At 67.4% G+C, this 14531-nt stretch carries 19 protein-coding genes; 7 read left to right on the top strand and 12 right to left on the bottom strand.

Features of this window, described 5'->3' with window-relative positions; translation table 11 throughout:
• The first annotated feature begins 203 nt into the window (after positions 1–203).
• Positions 204–692 carry a hypothetical protein gene (locus NL126_RS16155; RefSeq protein WP_255195912.1) on the top strand — a complete coding sequence of 163 codons (489 nt, stop codon included), beginning with the start codon at positions 204–206 and terminating at the stop codon, positions 690–692.
• On the opposite strand, the gene NL126_RS16150 is transcribed toward NL126_RS16155, so the two are convergent.
• Entirely contained in the window at positions 693–1571 is an 879-nt protein-coding gene (locus tag NL126_RS16150) for a hypothetical protein (protein ID WP_255195911.1), read from the bottom strand.
• A 61-nt stretch (positions 1572–1632) separates the two neighbouring features.
• Positions 1633–2319 carry a helix-turn-helix domain-containing protein gene (locus NL126_RS16145; protein ID WP_255195910.1) on the bottom strand — a complete coding sequence of 229 codons (687 nt, stop codon included), beginning with the start codon at positions 2317–2319 and terminating at the stop codon, positions 1633–1635.
• A 76-nt stretch (positions 2320–2395) separates the two neighbouring features.
• Here NL126_RS16145 and NL126_RS21975 point away from each other — a divergent pair, with 76 nt between their 5' ends.
• Positions 2396–3379, top strand: coding sequence for a PGF-CTERM sorting domain-containing protein (locus NL126_RS21975; protein ID WP_286670839.1), 984 nt, complete (start codon positions 2396–2398; stop codon positions 3377–3379).
• A gap of 24 nt (positions 3380–3403) precedes the next feature.
• Here NL126_RS21975 and NL126_RS16130 read toward each other — a convergent pair whose 3' ends face one another.
• From NL126_RS16130 to NL126_RS16110, 5 genes are all read right to left on the bottom strand, one after another.
• Positions 3404–4381: an aldo/keto reductase gene (locus tag NL126_RS16130; RefSeq protein ID WP_255195909.1), complete on the bottom strand. Its 978-nt coding sequence runs from the start codon at positions 4379–4381 to the stop codon at positions 3404–3406.
• A gap of 30 nt (positions 4382–4411) precedes the next feature.
• A complete protein-coding gene (locus NL126_RS16125) occupies positions 4412–4915 on the bottom strand; it encodes a hypothetical protein (RefSeq protein ID WP_255195908.1) in 504 nt (167 codons plus the stop codon).
• Positions 4916–5008: 93 nt separating this feature from the next.
• Complete coding sequence (locus NL126_RS16120; protein WP_255195907.1) at positions 5009–6055, bottom strand: ABC transporter permease; 1047 nt, start codon at positions 6053–6055, stop codon at positions 5009–5011.
• Positions 6045–7826 (bottom strand): ABC transporter permease, encoded by a 1782-nt coding sequence (locus tag NL126_RS16115; protein WP_255195906.1) that lies wholly within the window; start codon positions 7824–7826, stop codon positions 6045–6047. Before NL126_RS16115 ends, NL126_RS16120 begins: the two co-directional genes overlap by 11 nt.
• Positions 7823–8695: an ABC transporter ATP-binding protein gene (locus tag NL126_RS16110; protein WP_255195905.1), complete on the bottom strand. Its 873-nt coding sequence runs from the start codon at positions 8693–8695 to the stop codon at positions 7823–7825. Before NL126_RS16110 ends, NL126_RS16115 begins: the two co-directional genes overlap by 4 nt.
• 73 nt (positions 8696–8768) lie before the next feature.
• Between NL126_RS16110 and NL126_RS16105 the strand changes: the two genes are divergently transcribed.
• On the top strand, positions 8769–9182 hold the full coding sequence (locus NL126_RS16105) for an SRPBCC family protein (RefSeq protein WP_255195904.1): 414 nt from the start codon (positions 8769–8771) through the stop codon (positions 9180–9182).
• On the opposite strand, the gene NL126_RS16100 is transcribed toward NL126_RS16105, so the two are convergent.
• The 5 genes from NL126_RS16100 to NL126_RS16080 form a co-directional block, all read right to left on the bottom strand.
• Complete coding sequence (locus tag NL126_RS16100) at positions 9153–9389, bottom strand: transcriptional regulator (protein ID WP_255195903.1); 237 nt, start codon at positions 9387–9389, stop codon at positions 9153–9155. The two genes, NL126_RS16105 and NL126_RS16100, sit on opposite strands and share 30 nt — an antisense overlap.
• Positions 9390–9521: 132 nt before the next feature.
• On the bottom strand, positions 9522–10103 hold the full coding sequence (locus tag NL126_RS16095; RefSeq protein WP_255195902.1) for a flavin reductase family protein: 582 nt from the start codon (positions 10101–10103) through the stop codon (positions 9522–9524).
• A 57-nt stretch (positions 10104–10160) separates the two neighbouring features.
• Positions 10161–10619 carry a DoxX family protein gene (locus NL126_RS16090; RefSeq protein WP_350355507.1) on the bottom strand — a complete coding sequence of 153 codons (459 nt, stop codon included), beginning with the start codon at positions 10617–10619 and terminating at the stop codon, positions 10161–10163.
• Positions 10620–10749: 130 nt separating this feature from the next.
• Positions 10750–11787 (bottom strand): tyrosine--tRNA ligase, encoded by a 1038-nt coding sequence (locus tag NL126_RS16085; RefSeq protein ID WP_255195900.1) that lies wholly within the window; start codon positions 11785–11787, stop codon positions 10750–10752.
• 349 nt (positions 11788–12136) lie between these two features.
• On the bottom strand, positions 12137–12265 hold the full coding sequence (locus NL126_RS16080) for a hypothetical protein (RefSeq protein WP_255195899.1): 129 nt from the start codon (positions 12263–12265) through the stop codon (positions 12137–12139).
• 205 nt (positions 12266–12470) lie between these two features.
• On the opposite strand from NL126_RS16080, the gene NL126_RS16075 reads away from it, so the two are divergent.
• From NL126_RS16075 to NL126_RS16060, 4 genes are read left to right on the top strand one after another with little or no spacing between them, the layout of a single operon-like run.
• The gene (locus NL126_RS16075; RefSeq protein ID WP_255195898.1) at positions 12471–12710 is read left to right on the top strand and encodes a DUF8527 family protein; all 240 of its coding nucleotides are present in this window, start codon (positions 12471–12473) and stop codon (positions 12708–12710) included.
• A gap of 51 nt (positions 12711–12761) precedes the next feature.
• Positions 12762–13925, top strand: a complete 1164-nt coding sequence (locus NL126_RS16070) for a thiolase C-terminal domain-containing protein (RefSeq protein WP_255195897.1) — start codon at positions 12762–12764, stop codon at positions 13923–13925.
• Complete coding sequence (locus tag NL126_RS16065) at positions 13922–14308, top strand: Zn-ribbon domain-containing OB-fold protein (RefSeq protein ID WP_255195896.1); 387 nt, start codon at positions 13922–13924, stop codon at positions 14306–14308. The genes NL126_RS16070 and NL126_RS16065 overlap by 4 nt, the downstream gene beginning before the upstream one ends.
• 4 nt (positions 14309–14312) lie before the next feature.
• The gene (locus NL126_RS16060; protein ID WP_255195895.1) at positions 14313–14528 is read left to right on the top strand and encodes a DUF7861 family protein; all 216 of its coding nucleotides are present in this window, start codon (positions 14313–14315) and stop codon (positions 14526–14528) included.
• The last annotated feature ends 3 nt before the right edge of the window (positions 14529–14531 follow it).

Below are 14531 nucleotides of genomic sequence, written 5' to 3'. Positions count from 1 at the left end.
GGCGGCCCCCCGTTAATAGTTGTATCCACCGTGTCGACGGGTGCCACAGTGAACTTGCACACCCGGTGAGCGACCGCGTGACCGCGGTCGACACCGCTGCGGCGAGCGCCGTGTACGCGACGGTCGCGGTGTGGACCGTATTGAACGACCTTCGATTTGCGGGAGTGGGTTGATGGTGTGGTGGTCTGAGTGTCCACCAATCAATGGTAGCGCGACGCCTCCTGCAGTACGTCGCTGGCGGGCTGGGACTGTTCCTCGCGGTCGGCGTCGGCGTCGGCCTCGCACAGAACTTCACCCTGAGCTTCCTCATCGAACAGCTCGTCGATCCAGGTGGCAACCCGCTGGACAACACGCTCGTCGGCATCGTCATCGTCGTCGACATCATCACGCCGTTCTCGCTGGGGCCGCTCGTCGCGGCCGGCGTCGGCCTCGTCACCGGCGCCGGCTACGACGACCGCGAGGGCGTCGCCGCGTTCGTCGCGGGCGCCGTCTCCGGCGTCGGGTTCGTCCTGATGACGCTGGTCGCGCTCCTGCTCACCTTCGCCGTCCTCCAGCAGTACGGGACCGGTGGCGCCGGTGGGGGCGATAGCCCGTTCTCGCCGTCGGCGCTCGTTCCGACGGTCATCCAGGCGGGCATCCCGATGACCGTCGTCGGCGGGGCCGCGGCGTACATCCGCGCGCGACTGGCCTGACTACCAGACGCTCCCGTCGTACTCGAACTCGAGGTCGTCGGCCGCTTCGGCGGGGATGCCGAGCTGCTCGAACACGTCGCGGACGTTCTCTCGAAGTTCGGCGTCGGGAATCTCGGCGCCGGCCCGTCCGGTCACGGAGACGGTGATACCGCCGACCCGGTCGACGTTCAGCGTGTAGCCGCGGCCGTCGATGCGCTCGGAGAGGATGGCGCGCGCGACGATGAAGTCGAGTTCACCGATTGGGGTACCGTCCCGCTCGTAGTGGTACTCGACCCAGCCCTGTCCGTCACCGCTCGTCCGGACGGTCGGAGTGGCCTCGGCTTCGAACGCCTCGTACACGGGTTCGAACTGCAGTCGCTCGTCGGAGTACGTCTGGGCGACCGCCACGTCGTCGTCGGTGAGTGCGCCGCGCATCTCGTCGACGTACCCCTGCGCCGTGGACTCGTCGACGCCGAGCGAGAGCGTGATGCGGTCGACGAGCCACGGCTCGGGGAGGTCCTCGGGTGCGACGGGCTCGAAGTCGGGGCCGAAGTAGACGAGTTCCGTCATGCGCCCGGGTTCCTCGAACACGGCGACCCGGAGCTGTCCGCCGTTCTCGTGGTGGTAGACGACGGCCCCGATCTCGTACTCGGGGCCGAGTTCGGCGTCCAGGTCGTCGACACCCTCGGGGTGGAACCCGGAGGCGTCCTCGGTTCGGACGGTGAAGCCTTCAGCTTCGGCGGTGGCGATCACCGCGTCGTAATCGTACTCCGCGGTGGTGTTCGCGGTGTACGTCGACTGGTCGGCCGAGACGAGAACGAAGGCGAACACCGCGTACGCTCCAGCGATGAGAACCGCGACTCCGAGGACGATAGCCACCCCGGCACGAAGAGCATTCATGCCAATCGTACGACACGCGAGGAGATAAGGACCGAAGCCAGTTCTCGGCTCGTGAGAAGCGTTACTTGGCGATCTCCGAGAGCAGCCGGGCTTCGATCTTTCGGAGGTGCTCGCCGACGGTCGTGGTGGAGATGCCGACGAGGTCCGCGATGTCCTCGTGGGTCGCGTTCCGCGGGACCCGGTAGTAGCCTACCTCGACGGCGGCGTCGAGGATCTCGCGCTGTCGGTCGGTCAACAGCGACGAGAGTTCACGGAGTTCGGGGTCGTAGTCGGAGAGCTGTTCGAGTTCGAGCCGGACGTTGTCCGGCACGTGGTCGATGGCCTTCTGGACGGTGTCGTCCTGCCCGATGACCGACACGCGGATGGAACCGTCTGAATTGTATTCGACGGGCGTATCCAGGACGAGCTCGTGTTCACGCGTGAGCTCCATCAGCGCGAGCGTCGTCGCGTTCGGGACGAAGTGAATGTACGCCTGCAGGTCGTCGCCCGCCTCGCTCACGTCGTATCTGAGGATGTCCTCCGTCTCCGAGAGGATTCGCTCGAGTTCGGTCCGGTCACCCCGGAGCCGCGACAGCGTAACCGCCGTGCCGTCGTTCAGCAGGTTCAGATGCTGGATGGCCTGCCGGGACACATTCGGGTTGTCCGCGAGGTTCTCGGCCGCGGGATGGAGATCGCCGTCTTCCGGCGACATGAACACCTTCACGTACCGCATCGCCTCCCTCTTGGGTACGGGGGGTCTTACTACCATCGACTATTATAACTCCCGCAAATCGACGGCAACAGCCTGTTGCAGGGTCGGGCGTTTGATGGAATAGACATCCCCCATGGACCGGCTCCGCCCCACTCTGTTGGTCTGCGTGCTGGCGGTCGCACTCCTCCTTGCTGCCGCACCGGCGGGGGCCGACCACGGGTCGCCCTCGAACTTCACCGTCGTCGCGCACGACACCGAACCGGGGATCGACGACGCCACCTACGAGCAGCACGCCACCGCGCCGATAACCATCGAGTACCTCGACTACATCGGCGCGTCGTGGGAGGAAGGGGGGTTCACCGGCTGCGGCCCGGCGAACTCCGACACGTTCGGCATCGACCGAGGAAACGACGACCCCGGGACGACCACCGACGAAGGGCTCGCCCAGTACGTCGAGGAGTCGAAGGTCGACGGAGATCAGTTCGTCGCGGACTTCTACGAGGAGGACGACGCGTTCGGCTCCTCGACGAACCTCGCGAGGGGTGACGAGTTCGTCTCGGTCACCACAAACTGCTTCGACAACCCCTCGGAGCCGGGCTGGTACCAGATTCACTCGAGCATCGGCGGCACCGCACCGAACGGCAGCTACGTCGAGGCGACCGACATCTCGCACTACTTCTACGTCTGTGAGTGCGCTAACGAGAAGCAGGCGCGCCAACAGCTCGGCCCGCCACCGTCCGCAGCGACACCGACACCGACGGCCAGTCCGACACCGACCGCGGAGCCGACGCCGACGCGAACGCCGCCCGCCGAGGGAACGCCGTTCCCGTCGCCGACGCCGACGGCCACGCCGAAGCAGTCGACGCCGACGCCCGTCCCCGCAACGGCAGAGAGCGCCGCATCCACATCGGCACCGGACAGCGGGAGCGGCGGCAGCGCGGGAGCAAGTGACGGCGGCAGCGGTGCCACAGCGGCGGGCAGCCCGACACCCACGTCCGAGGACTGGGCCTCGTACGTTCGGGAGACGCCCACCGTCGGCTCCGGTCCCGGGTTCGGGGGGGTCGTCGCGCTCGCGGCGCTCGTGGCGGCGGCGCTACTCGCCCTCCGTCGTCGGTGACCGCCCGGTCGTCCGTCCGCCGCGCTACTGGTGTCCCGACACCGGCACGGGCTCGTACGGCTCTTCGAGCCACTCCTGGTCGGACTCCGAGAGGTCGATGTCGAGCGCCTCGACGGCGTCTTCGAGGTGTTCGATCTTCGACGCGCCGATGATGGGCGCGGTGACGACGTCCTGGTGGAGCACCCACGAGAGCGCGATCTGCGCCATGTTCACGTCCTTCTCATCGGCGAGTTCCTGCACCCGCTCGTTGATCTCCTTTCCACCGCACTCGGCGTACGGGTGGGCTTGCGCGTGGTCGTCGGTCTCGGCACGCTTCGTCGAGAGGTACTCCTCGTGGGGTCGCGTGAGGAAGCCGCGAGCGAGCGGTGACCACGGGAGGACGGCGATGTCCTCCTGCGCACAGAACGGGTGCATGTCGCGCTCCTCCTCGCGGTACGCGAGGCTGTAGTGGTCCTGCATCGAGGCGAAGCCGTCGTAGCCCTCACGTTCGGCGACCTGGTGTGCGGTCGCGAACTGGTACGCCCACATGGAGGAGGCACCGGCGTGGCGAATCTTCCCCTGTCGGACGGCGTCGTCGAACGCGGCGAGCGTCGTCTCGATGGGGGTCCCGTAGTCCCACCGGTGTGTCTGGTAGAGGTCGATGGTGTCCATCCCCAGCCTCGAAAGCGAGTTGTCGAGTTCCTGCTCGATGGTCTTGCGCGAGAGGCCACCGGAGTTCGGGTCGTCGTCGCGCATCTGGAAGAACACCTTCGTGGCGACGACCTGCGCGTCACGGTCGTAGCCGTCGAGGGCGTCCCCGAGGATGCGCTCCGACTCGCCCCGCGAGTACATGTTGGCGGTGTCGAAGAAGTTGATGCCGAGGTCGATGGCCCGGTCGACGAGTTCGTGGCCGAACTCCTCGCCTTTGACCCACCCGCGCCAGTCAGAGCTGCCGAAACTCATGCAGCCGAGACAGATGCGCGACACCTCGATGCCGGTCGAGCCGAGCGTCGTGTACTCCATACCCGAGCGACTCTGGGTGAGGATAAAAAGCTAGGCCGGAAGGGGCTCGGCCGCCGTCGGTGGGCCATCTCGAACGCCAACGAAGCCGACGCCGACACGCCCTGGCGTGGCTGCACGAAGCCGGACGAGGACGGTCTCGACGCGCTCGTCGCCCGTGTAGAGGTCACCGTCTGCCTGTAGGAGCACGAGGTGGCCGTAGCCCGTTCGGACGACGTCCGCTGCGTGGTAGTTCGGTGCCGACGAGCCTCGGAACACGACGACCACCACGAACGAGCGGGAGAAGTTCGTGCTGCGGATGAACCGGCCGTACGTCCCGGCCTGCTCGACTCGATCGGTGTTCAGTCGAGTGGCGGCGGCGCGTGACGTGATTCGGTACGCACGGAGCCCGTCCATCGCTCCGAAGCGGAGTGCCGGGCGGTCGGGGACGAACGAGTCGACCCTGACGTCGGCCGTCTCGTTCAGGTTCGACCCGACGCTGTCGAACGTGGGGGACGGGGGAACGGCGGTGCTGGACCCGGCAAGTAGCAGACACACGACGAGGGCAGTCGCGAGTCACATACCGGCTATCCCGACCGAGACCCGGAAAGGGTTCAGCCGGGTAGCACGGGCCACTGATACAGGATTGGGCTACAGCCCCTCGGCGTCGACCCGGTCGACCGTCGCGCGAACGGCCACCGTGACCAGCACCCCGACCACCGCGTAGCCCGCGACGAGCAGGAACGTCGTCTCGGTGGCGCTCCCGATGGCGAGGCGAGCGACCGTCGTCGCCGGGTGTTCGGGGAGGAACGCGGCGACAGCGAATACCGCCAGCACCCCCAGCGAGTACAGCAACTGCGCACGCTGGCGGTTCGGGACGACGAGCGCGAGCAGGACGGCCGTCCCCACGAGCACGAGCGTCAGGGCAGTCACCACGACGAGCAACGGGCCGACGTTCGCGACCTCGATGCCGTTGGCCGTCAACAGAAGTATCCACGCCCCGGCCTGCACCGGCGCGAGAACCGCCATCGCCAGCCCCTTCCCGTCGACGATGTCGCGCAGCGAGACCGGGGCCACGCGCAGGAGTTCGAGCGTTCCCCGTTCGATCTCCTCGGTGAGGGTGTCGACGGCGGTCGACCCCGAGATGAACGTGGGGAGGAACAGCAGCAGCGGCAACAGCACCGTGTAGGAGAACCCGAAGTACGGGCTCGCGTCCACGTCCGGCGGGAGCGGCGCGAGGTCGCGGTCGAGATACTGCGCGCGCTCCCGGCGCTCCTGTCGTTCGAGCGTCTCCAGCGTCTCGCGCAACTGGACGACGATGAGCGTCTTCCGGAGGCTCGAATCGGGCGCCGTCACGTCGACGGCGATGCGGCCGTCCTCGTGCGTCGCGATGGCTAACGCGTCGACCGCGCCAGCCCGAAAGGCATCGCGGGCGTCCTCAGGAGTGCCGTAGACGCGGGCGTTGACGGACTGCTGTGTCGCCACGGCGTCGAGGAGGTCGTCAGTCGCGTCGCCCGAGACGCCGACGGTGACACCGCCTCCGTCGACAGAGCTGGGGTCGTAGAGCGTCGTGAGCCCGACGACGAGGAACGACGAGAACGCCGCGACGACGAGCTGGATGAGCAGCGCGAGCACGATGGTCTTCTCCGTCGAGAGCGACGCGAGTTCGCGCCGGGCGATGGCGAGCCTACGCGACATACGTGATCACCCCGATGTTGTACGCGAAGTGGACCAGCACCGCGGTCGTGAGCCCGAGGAGCCACCCCGACTTCCCTTCCGTGGCACCGAGCGAGGAGAGTCCCGCGGTGACGACGTGGAGCGCGAGCGGCGCGAGCAGCAGCCCGGCCGCGAGCAGCGGCGAGGGCGCGCCGACGCCAGTCTGGAACGCCGCGCTCCCGGCCTGCAGCTGGGGGAGGCCGACGAGCTGGACGATGAGCGTGAGTTTCTCGCCGAGGAAGAACCCCACCCCGGAGAAGGTCCCTGCGACCAGGGCCGCCTTCGGGGTCCGGTCGAACCGCCCGTGTTCGAACCCCGCGAGCACGGGGAGGCTCTTGGCCACCTCCTCGATGACCGCGACGGCGGCGAGGATGACCGGAATCGAGAGCGCCCCCGGCAGGGCGAACAGCGTCGCCACCACGAGGAGTTCCGCGACGAACACGAACGGGATCAGGAGCGTGGTGACGAGCACCAGGCTCCGAGCCGACTGGATGCGTCCAGCGAGTGCGTCGAGGAGTTTGAGGGGGACGCGCCGCTGGGTGAACAGGTCTTCCTCGCGGTAGAGTCCCGCACCGAGGCCGAACATGACGACCGCGGTGAGGGTCGGCGGGAGGGTGGTGAACGCCACGTCGCCCGCGGACACCGCGGTACCGGTCAGGTCGCGGACGACGAGTGTGAGCGGCGAGATGAGTGCGACACCCTGCACCTCGGTGAAGATTGCTGGGATGAACGCGTAGGAGGTGAGCCCGACGGAGATGGTGACGGTGAGGAAGGTGAGCTCTTTGAACGAGCGGGCGAACATCGCCGCGAGGAACGTCGTCGCGAGGAACAGCAACACGAGCGGGACGACCCCGACGATGGAGAGCACGCCCCCGCCGACGGCGACGGCGATACCACACGCGACCCCGACGGCCGCGAGGAAGTACGGGAGCGTCTTGCCCGCGATGATGTCACCACGGGAGAGCGGCGCGACGAGCAGGAGTTCCCCGCGGCGGTTGAGCCGCTCCTTCAGGAGCGTCGAGCCGTACGCCTGCACGACGAAGTTCATCGGGAGGACGAACAGAAACGCCAGCAGGAGCGACTGGAGCGGGAACGGCGGCGCGAGGTCCGACGGCGCACCGGTCGCGTGCCCAGTTCCGAAGATGTCGCCACCGATAGCGGGGAGGCCAGCGGAGCCACCGGCCGAGGTCTCATCGCCAACGGTGGACTCACCACCGGTCCCGTCACCGGTCCCACCGTCACCTCCGGCTCCGCCACCACTACCACCGTCGCCACCGTCACCGCCCGGCGCGACCACCTCGACGCTGTCACGCTCGGCGTACTCGATGCTGACGGGGAAGACGGGGAAGGCGGCCGACTGGTTCGGCTCGGCGGCCATGATGCGGTCGTTGTATCGCTCGACCGTCGCACGGAGTTCGGCGACCGCCGCCCGTCCCTTCTCCGTGTCGCGGACGCGGAGGTTCCGACCCTCGACGAGGAGTTCGAGGTGGCCGGCGTCGTACGCGGTGGCCGACGGCTCGCGAACGGCGAACGTCGGGTCCTGAGCGACCGGCTCGTACAGCGGATGGTCGTCGTCGATGCCGACCCGATAGAGCCCGTCGTCGACGGCGACGCCGCCGCCGACGAGCGTCGGTACCATCGCGACGACGAGCAGGAGGATACCGGCGGCCGCGAGCAGGGTCTTGCGGTCGAGACTGCCGGCACCCTTCGTCACCTCCCAGCGGGCGACCCGGAGTATCTTGCGGGGGTTCACGCCTCGCCCCGGGTCGCGATGTCGAGGAACACGCGTTCGAGGTTCGGTTCGACCGTCCGGATGTCCGCGACCTGTCCACCCGCGTTCGCGGCGCGCTCTCGGGCGTCCTCGACGGCAGCCATCGACTCGACGACGAGTCGGTGGCCCCGGTCGGTGGGCTCGCTGCCGTCGATTGGAACGGTCGTGTAGACGTGGTACTCCGTGTGGCCGAACGCCTCGCGCAGCGACTCGACGGTCCCTTCGGCGACGATCGCACCGTCGTTCATGATGGCGATGCGGTCACAGACCGACTCGACGTGATAGAGGTTGTGTGCGGAGAACACGACGGTCTTGCCCGCGTCCGCGAGGTCGCGCGTGAACTCGATGATGTAGTTGGTCGTGAGCGGGTCGAGCCCCGAGGCGGGTTCGTCGTAGACCAGCACGTCCGGGTCGTTGACGAGCGAGCGGGCGATGGCGACCTTCCGTTTCATCCCCTTCGACATGTCGCCCAGCGGGCGGTCGCGATGCTGGAGGTCGAGGCGGTCGAGAGTGTCGGTGATGCGCTCGTTCGCCGTCGCGCGGGGAACGTCGTAGAGGTCCGCGAAGAACCGGAGATACGACAGCGGCGTCATCTCCTCGTACAGCGGCGACTCCTCCGGGAGGAAGCCCAGCCGCTCGCGCATCTCGGTGTCACCGGGCTCGTGGCCCGCGACCTCGACCGTCCCGCTCGTCGGTTCGAGGAGGCCGGCGAGCGTCTTCAGCGTCGTCGTCTTCCCCGCACCGTTCGGGCCGACGATGCCGAACACCTCCCCCGCCTCGACGGTGAACGTCGACCCCTCGACGGCGACGAACTCGCCGTACTCCTTGCGCAACTCCCGGACGTCGATCACGACCGCGCAGAGGGACCCGAGCACAAAAAGGGTGGGCGCCAGTCACATGTCCGAGTCGCGCGTCGAGTCAGCTATGGTACGGCTCGCGCGCACCCCCGACGGCCGCCGGCTGGAAGTGTCGCACCCCATCGACGCACCCCCCGAACGCGTGTGGGCGCTGTTCTGCGACACCGAGGCGTGGCCCGAGTGGGGGCCCTCTGTTTCTGCGGTCGAGAGCCCGACGCGAACCATCGAGGCCGGGACACGGGGACGAGTCAAAACGGTCGGAGGGCTGTGGCTCCCGTTCGAGGTGACGAGCTGTGAGAACTACCGGTGGACGTGGGACGTGGCGGGGCTGCCGGCGACCGGCCACCGGGTTGAGAAGTGTGGCTCGGGCTGTCGGGCGGTGATGGAGGTGCCGGTCGTCGCGGCAGCGTACGTGCCGGTCTGCAAGCGGGGGTTGGAGCGTCTCGGTTCTCTAGCGGGTCGCGAGTCGGAGGTTCTCTAGCTCGTAGAGGTCCTCGCCGATGCCCTCGCCGTCACAGTCCTCTGTCGGGCATCGATAGTGCCAGCCGTCTCGTGTGGCACCGCGCTCGGCGAACCGCTCGCCACATTTCTCACAGAACAACATATCCGCACCACAGTTGTCCTTGTGGAGTTCGAGCTCGAGCTCGGTGCTGAACGTCCGCTTGCAGTCCCGACACGTGTGAGCCATACAGGGTGCTGCAACTCGCTAGGACTTCAAATCGGTGCTTTCCATGTACAGGTGCTAAGTGATACCACAGCAGACGTGAAGCAGCCGCACGTCTGACGTAGGACCGACAGGCGAAAGACCGATAGGGTGGTACTACTCGGGGCGTTCGAGCGAGAATCTGTCGCGGGTGTAGGTGTACTCGGAGCCGGCGAGTCGGCCCACGGCATCCAGTTTCGTCGTGTCGAGCTTGCCGGCGGTCACGACCGCGTCGTCGACGTGGACGTACGTGACCTCCCCGAGCACGAGCGAGGAGACGCCGATGTCGACGAACTCGTACAGCTCGCACTCGAAGACGACCTTCGACTCGCCGACGTACGGCGCGTCGATGCGGGTCCCCTCGCGTTTGGTGAGGCCGGCGCGCTCGAACTCGTCGACGTCGTGTCCCGTGGCCGTCTCGTTCATCGCCTCCACGAGGTCCGCGGTGACGATGTTCACCGCGAACACCTCGGTGTCGAGGACGTTCTGCGGGGTGTCCTTCAGCCCGTCGTCGGCGTCGACCGGCGCGAACATCACCACGGGTGGGTCGATGCTGACGACGTTGAAGAACGAGTACGGTGCGAGGTTGTCGACGCCCGTCGCCGAGCGGGTCGAAATCCAGCCGATGGGGCGGGGGACGACCGCACCCGAGAGCGTCCGGTAGAGCGAGCCGACGTGCTCGTCGACGTCTATCTCCACGGCCGGCCTCGCGGGGGTACTGTCTCAGTCATGTCTCGAGAGAGGGGTCGAACCGACTTAGAACACGCCGATACCGAGCGCGTAGGGCCACGCGACACCGCCGAGCGCGAGAAAGCCGAGCGCGGCGCCGGCACCGAAGGTGTTCTTGAGGAACGCGGTCATCTCGTTCTGCTGCTCCTCGGGGTCGTCGACCGTCCAGAAGTCGTGCATCGTCACCGCCGAGACGAGCAGGAAGACGGCGAGCGCACCCGCCGCGAGGACGGGGAACGCGCCGACGACCAGTCCGAGCCCACCGAACACCAGCAAGCCGCCGGAGCCGACCACCGAGAGCCGCGGCGCGGGGAGCCCCTTGAACTCGGCGTAGCCCGTCATCTCGTCGACGTTCATGAAGTGGTTGAGGCCCATGAACGCGAGGACGCCACCGAACAGGATCCGCGCCAGGAGGAACACCTCGGCGGCGCCCGCGGCGTCGAACACGTTCGTCTGCAGTACTACTGTCGCCAGGTCACTGGGTATCATCGCGTTACCGGCTACGGTGGTTGGACATATATCCGTTCCCGGACATATGGGTAACCGAGTGACACCGGTGTTAGCCGGTTACGCCGAGGCCCACGAGGAGCTGTAGCACAGCGCCGACCGCGTCCGATCAGGCGTAGTCGTCGGGGTACGCCTCGGCGAGCAGTTCTGGTTTCGCGAGCAGGCGGTCGCGAATCGGGTCGATGACCTCGGAGATGGCCGCGGCGGCCGCGGGCTTCAGGTCCGCGGGGTGGAGTTCGCCCGAGGCGTAGTCGGCTTCGAGCGGCGCGTAGTCCTCGTAGACGAGGTCGCCGCCGTGCTCCTCCGAGCGCTCGACGACGAGCGATTCGTCCCGCACCTCGAGGATGGGGAACACGAGGAACTCCAGGTATTCGAGGACGCCGTTGTCCTCGACCTCGCCGACGGGGCAGTACGCCTGATGAATCTTCTCGCCGACCACGTCGCCGGAGTCGGTGAGGTTCACCTTCGAGTTGTCGTCGGACGCCGACATCTTCCCGCCGGTGAGTCCCGAAAGCAGCGGGGCGAACACGCACGTCGGCTTCGAGTAGCCGTGGCTCGGGAGGATCTCGCGGGCGAGCATGTAGATGCCGCGCTGGTCGATGCCGCCGTAGGCGATGTCGGCGTCGAGCGCCGCGACGTCGAGGCTCTGCATCAGCGTGTAGATGAGCCCGCCGAGCTTCGGGTTCTCCGACTGGCGGACGACCTCGCTGCCGGCACGCTGGGCGCGAGAGAGGGTCGTCTCGGCCATCATCCGGTAGAGTTCGAGCGTGTACGGCTCTTCGAGCTGGTAGTCCGTGCCGCGGACGAAGTTCACCTGCTCGGGGTCGGCGCCCGCAGCCTCGATCATCCCGAGGATGGCCTCCTGGTAGTACTCGGAGCGGGCGTCGAGCAGTTCGAACGGCGACTTCTCGTCGTCGAGGTGGGCGTGGAGGTCCGCGACGAGCACCGTCACCTCCATGCCGGCGCGCAGGAAATCCGCGAGCTTCCGCATCGTCGTGAAGTGGCCGATGTGCATCTCGCCGGTCGGAGCGTAGCCGATGTAGGCGTGGGGCGTCTCCTCTGCCTCGAAGAGGTCGTGGACCTCCTCTTCGGTGATCACCTCCTCCGTGTACCGTGCGACGAGTTCGGCGCGCTCGGCCGTGTCCATACACGCGGTTTCCGGGTGAGAGGAATAAATGATTCGTAAAGCGCGTGGCGCGAACGGAGTGAGCGCCACGGTACTGCGAGCGGGAGCGATTGCGAGGGTAAGCGAAGCGAACCTTCGAAACGAGCGGGCGAAGCCCGCGAGTCAGCGACACGCGAGCGGCGTGCCGTGAGCGCCAGCGAACGGCACGAGAATGCGAACGGCGACTGAAGGGAGCCGTGAGCCGCGTGGCCAGCGTAGCGAGCCCACGTTCACGCGAGCGCCAGCGAGCGGCACGAGAATGTGAGCGACCCCCAGCAGTCGCTCGGAGGGTAGCGTCCTGAGAAGTCGATACGTGAGTGGGCCGCGCGGTTCAGTCGAAGCGGTGGCTGAATACCGTCTCCTCGAGCGTCTCCTGTGCCTCGGTCTCCGAGGTGGAGGGTTCGGTCTTGATGGGAACGGCCGGAACGCCCGTGTTGGAGATGTCGGTGTACTCGGTCATGCTGCGACGTACACAACGCTCACCGTGGCTGGATGATAAAGTTAACGAACGATAATGTTAATGTTCTTCACAATACCTTCAGGAATATTAGGACGGTCGTGCTCCGGGAAGCGTAAGTTGTGGGGTGCCCTCCTGCGAGTATGCACGCGGTCGCTATCGCTTCGAGTGCCGGACGGGGACTGAGCGTCACAGAGGTGCGTCGCTAGTGGTCGGTCCCATCTCCACCGAGGACCGCTCTTCGGCGGCGCTGAAGTTCAAACTCGTACTCACGGCGGTGGTCGCAGCCTCCGCGGGACTCATCGCGATACAGGGTGAGGCGTCGCTCCCGTTCGTCGCAGTCGCGGTCGTCGGGGGAGCCGTCGGCGGCGCGGCACTCATCTGGTTCGTCTTCCCGGGAACCGGCGAAACGAAGCGTCGAACCGACCGACAGCGCGGTCGTCGGTAAGGTCGGCGGGTAACGCGGTATTGATTAGTCTTCCCACACCACGTTCGAGCAATGCCACGAGCCGCTGTCGTGGGAGCCGGCATGACGAAGTTCGGCGTCCATGACGAACCGCTACAGGAACTGTTCGGTGCTGCCGCATTCGACGCACTCGACGACGCTGGCATCGGCCCGCGAGACCTCGATGCGCTCTACTTCGGGAACGCGATGAGCGGGCAGGCCGAGAACGACACCCATCTCGGCCCGAAGTGTGCCTCACACATCGGTGCAGCGCGGATTCCAGTCCAGCGCTTCGAGGACGCCTGTGCCACCTCGGCGAACGCGTTCAAGAACGCCGTCGAGGCCGTCGAGGGCGGCACCCACGACGTGGTGCTCGTCGGCGGCGTCGAACGCTGCACGCCCGAGACGGGCAAGGACACGCCGGAGATGACCCGCATCTTCGCCTCGGCCTCGCACCGCCAGTACGAGCAGCCGACGGGCCTCACGTTCCCCGGTGTGTTCGCGCTGTTGACGAAGCGTCACATGCACGAACACGGCACGACCGAGGAGCAGCTCGCCTCGGTCGCCGTGAAGAACCACGCGAACGGCCGGCTCAACGACCGGGCACACTTCGGGAAGGAGACCTCCGTCGAGGAGGTGCTGGAGGGGCCCGTCGTCGCCGACCCGTTCCGACTGATGGACTGCTGTCCGTTCTCCGACGGCGCGAGCGCGGTCGTGGTCGTGAGCGACGACATCGCGGACTCCTTCGAGGCCCCGGTCGACGTGACGGGTGTGGGTCACGCGACGGACATCACCCCCATCGGGGACAAGACGACCCCGCACGCGACGCAGGCCGCACGCGACGCCGCGAACCAGGCGTACGAGCAGGCCGGTATCGAGGCTGCGGACGCGGACTTCGCCGAGGTCCACGACTGCTTCACTGGCGCCGAAATCATGGCGAGCGAGGCCATCGGCTTCGCGCCGGACGGCGAGGGCGGCACCTACGCCGAGGAAGGTCGGACGTCGCTCGACGGCGACCGCCCCATCAACCCGAGCGGCGGGCTGAAGGCGAAGGGCCACCCCATCGGCGCGACCGGCACCGCCCAGATCGTCGAACTCACCGAACAGCTCCGTGGGGAGGCGGGCGACCGCCAGCTCGACGCCGACACCGGCGTCGCACACAACCTCGGTGGCGACGCCGCGACGACCGTCGTCAGCGTGATGGAGGTGCGCTCATGAGCGAAACGCAAGAACTCCCCGAGACGCTCGACTACGCGACGTGGGCACGGGCCGTCCGAGAGGGTCGACTGCTGGGCCAGGAGTGTCAGGACTGTGGGCACGTCGCCGGCGCCCCGAAGGGTGCCTGCGCGCAGTGTGGCTCGCGCGACATCGAGACGGTCGAACTCCCGACGACGGGCGAGGTCTACACCGAGACGACGGTGAACGTCCCCCCGATCCAGTTCGAGGACCGCGGCTACCAGGTCGCGCTGGTCCAGCTCGGCGACGCGCGCGTGATGGCCCGCATCGAGGGCGACCACGTCGACATCGGCGAAGCGGCCACCCTCGCGGGCTACGTCGACGAGGACGAGGACCACCCTGCACCGGTGTTCGAGCGCGCGTAAGCGGATGCACGACCGCCTCCGGGCGAAGCCACCGACGACCGATACGGAGGCGTGGACCGAAGCAACCGTGCTGACGGTCGACCAGACGCAGAGCGGGCACGTCGTCACGGTCGACGGGCCCGATGGCGTGGTGGAGGTGACGCTGGAAGGCGCGCTCTTCGACCTCTTTTCGAGCCGTGTCGACGGCGACGTAGTCGGTTCCCCGTGCTGGTATCGCTGACGG

The organism is Halorarius litoreus, assembly GCF_024362405.1.
GTDB lineage: Archaea > Halobacteriota > Halobacteria > Halobacteriales > Haloarculaceae > Halorarius > Halorarius litoreus.
Note: the sequence above shows the minus strand (reverse complement) of the source record. Positions and strands in the feature narration are given on the sequence as shown.

Excerpts from the sequence above, each read along its gene's own strand:
- NL126_RS16155 (WP_255195912.1), top strand. The coding sequence starts at position 204 with ATGGTAGCGCGACGCCTCCTGCAGTACGTCGCTGGCGGGCTGGGACTG.
- NL126_RS16150 (WP_255195911.1), bottom strand. The coding sequence starts at position 1,571 with ATGAATGCTCTTCGTGCCGGGGTGGCTATCGTCCTCGGAGTCGCGGTT.
- NL126_RS16145 (WP_255195910.1), bottom strand. The coding sequence starts at position 2,319 with ATGGTAGTAAGACCCCCCGTACCCAAGAGGGAGGCGATGCGGTACGTG.
- NL126_RS21975 (WP_286670839.1), top strand. The coding sequence starts at position 2,396 with ATGGACCGGCTCCGCCCCACTCTGTTGGTCTGCGTGCTGGCGGTCGCA.
- NL126_RS16130 (WP_255195909.1), bottom strand. The coding sequence starts at position 4,381 with ATGGAGTACACGACGCTCGGCTCGACCGGCATCGAGGTGTCGCGCATC.
- NL126_RS16120 (WP_255195907.1), bottom strand. The coding sequence starts at position 6,055 with ATGTCGCGTAGGCTCGCCATCGCCCGGCGCGAACTCGCGTCGCTCTCG.
- NL126_RS16105 (WP_255195904.1), top strand. The coding sequence starts at position 8,769 with ATGGTACGGCTCGCGCGCACCCCCGACGGCCGCCGGCTGGAAGTGTCG.
- NL126_RS16100 (WP_255195903.1), bottom strand. The coding sequence starts at position 9,389 with ATGGCTCACACGTGTCGGGACTGCAAGCGGACGTTCAGCACCGAGCTC.
- NL126_RS16085 (WP_255195900.1), bottom strand. The coding sequence starts at position 11,787 with ATGGACACGGCCGAGCGCGCCGAACTCGTCGCACGGTACACGGAGGAG.
- NL126_RS16080 (WP_255195899.1), bottom strand. The coding sequence starts at position 12,265 with ATGACCGAGTACACCGACATCTCCAACACGGGCGTTCCGGCCGTTCCC.
- NL126_RS16070 (WP_255195897.1), top strand. The coding sequence starts at position 12,762 with ATGCCACGAGCCGCTGTCGTGGGAGCCGGCATGACGAAGTTCGGCGTC.
- NL126_RS16065 (WP_255195896.1), top strand. The coding sequence starts at position 13,922 with ATGAGCGAAACGCAAGAACTCCCCGAGACGCTCGACTACGCGACGTGG.
- NL126_RS16060 (WP_255195895.1), top strand. The coding sequence starts at position 14,313 with ATGCACGACCGCCTCCGGGCGAAGCCACCGACGACCGATACGGAGGCG.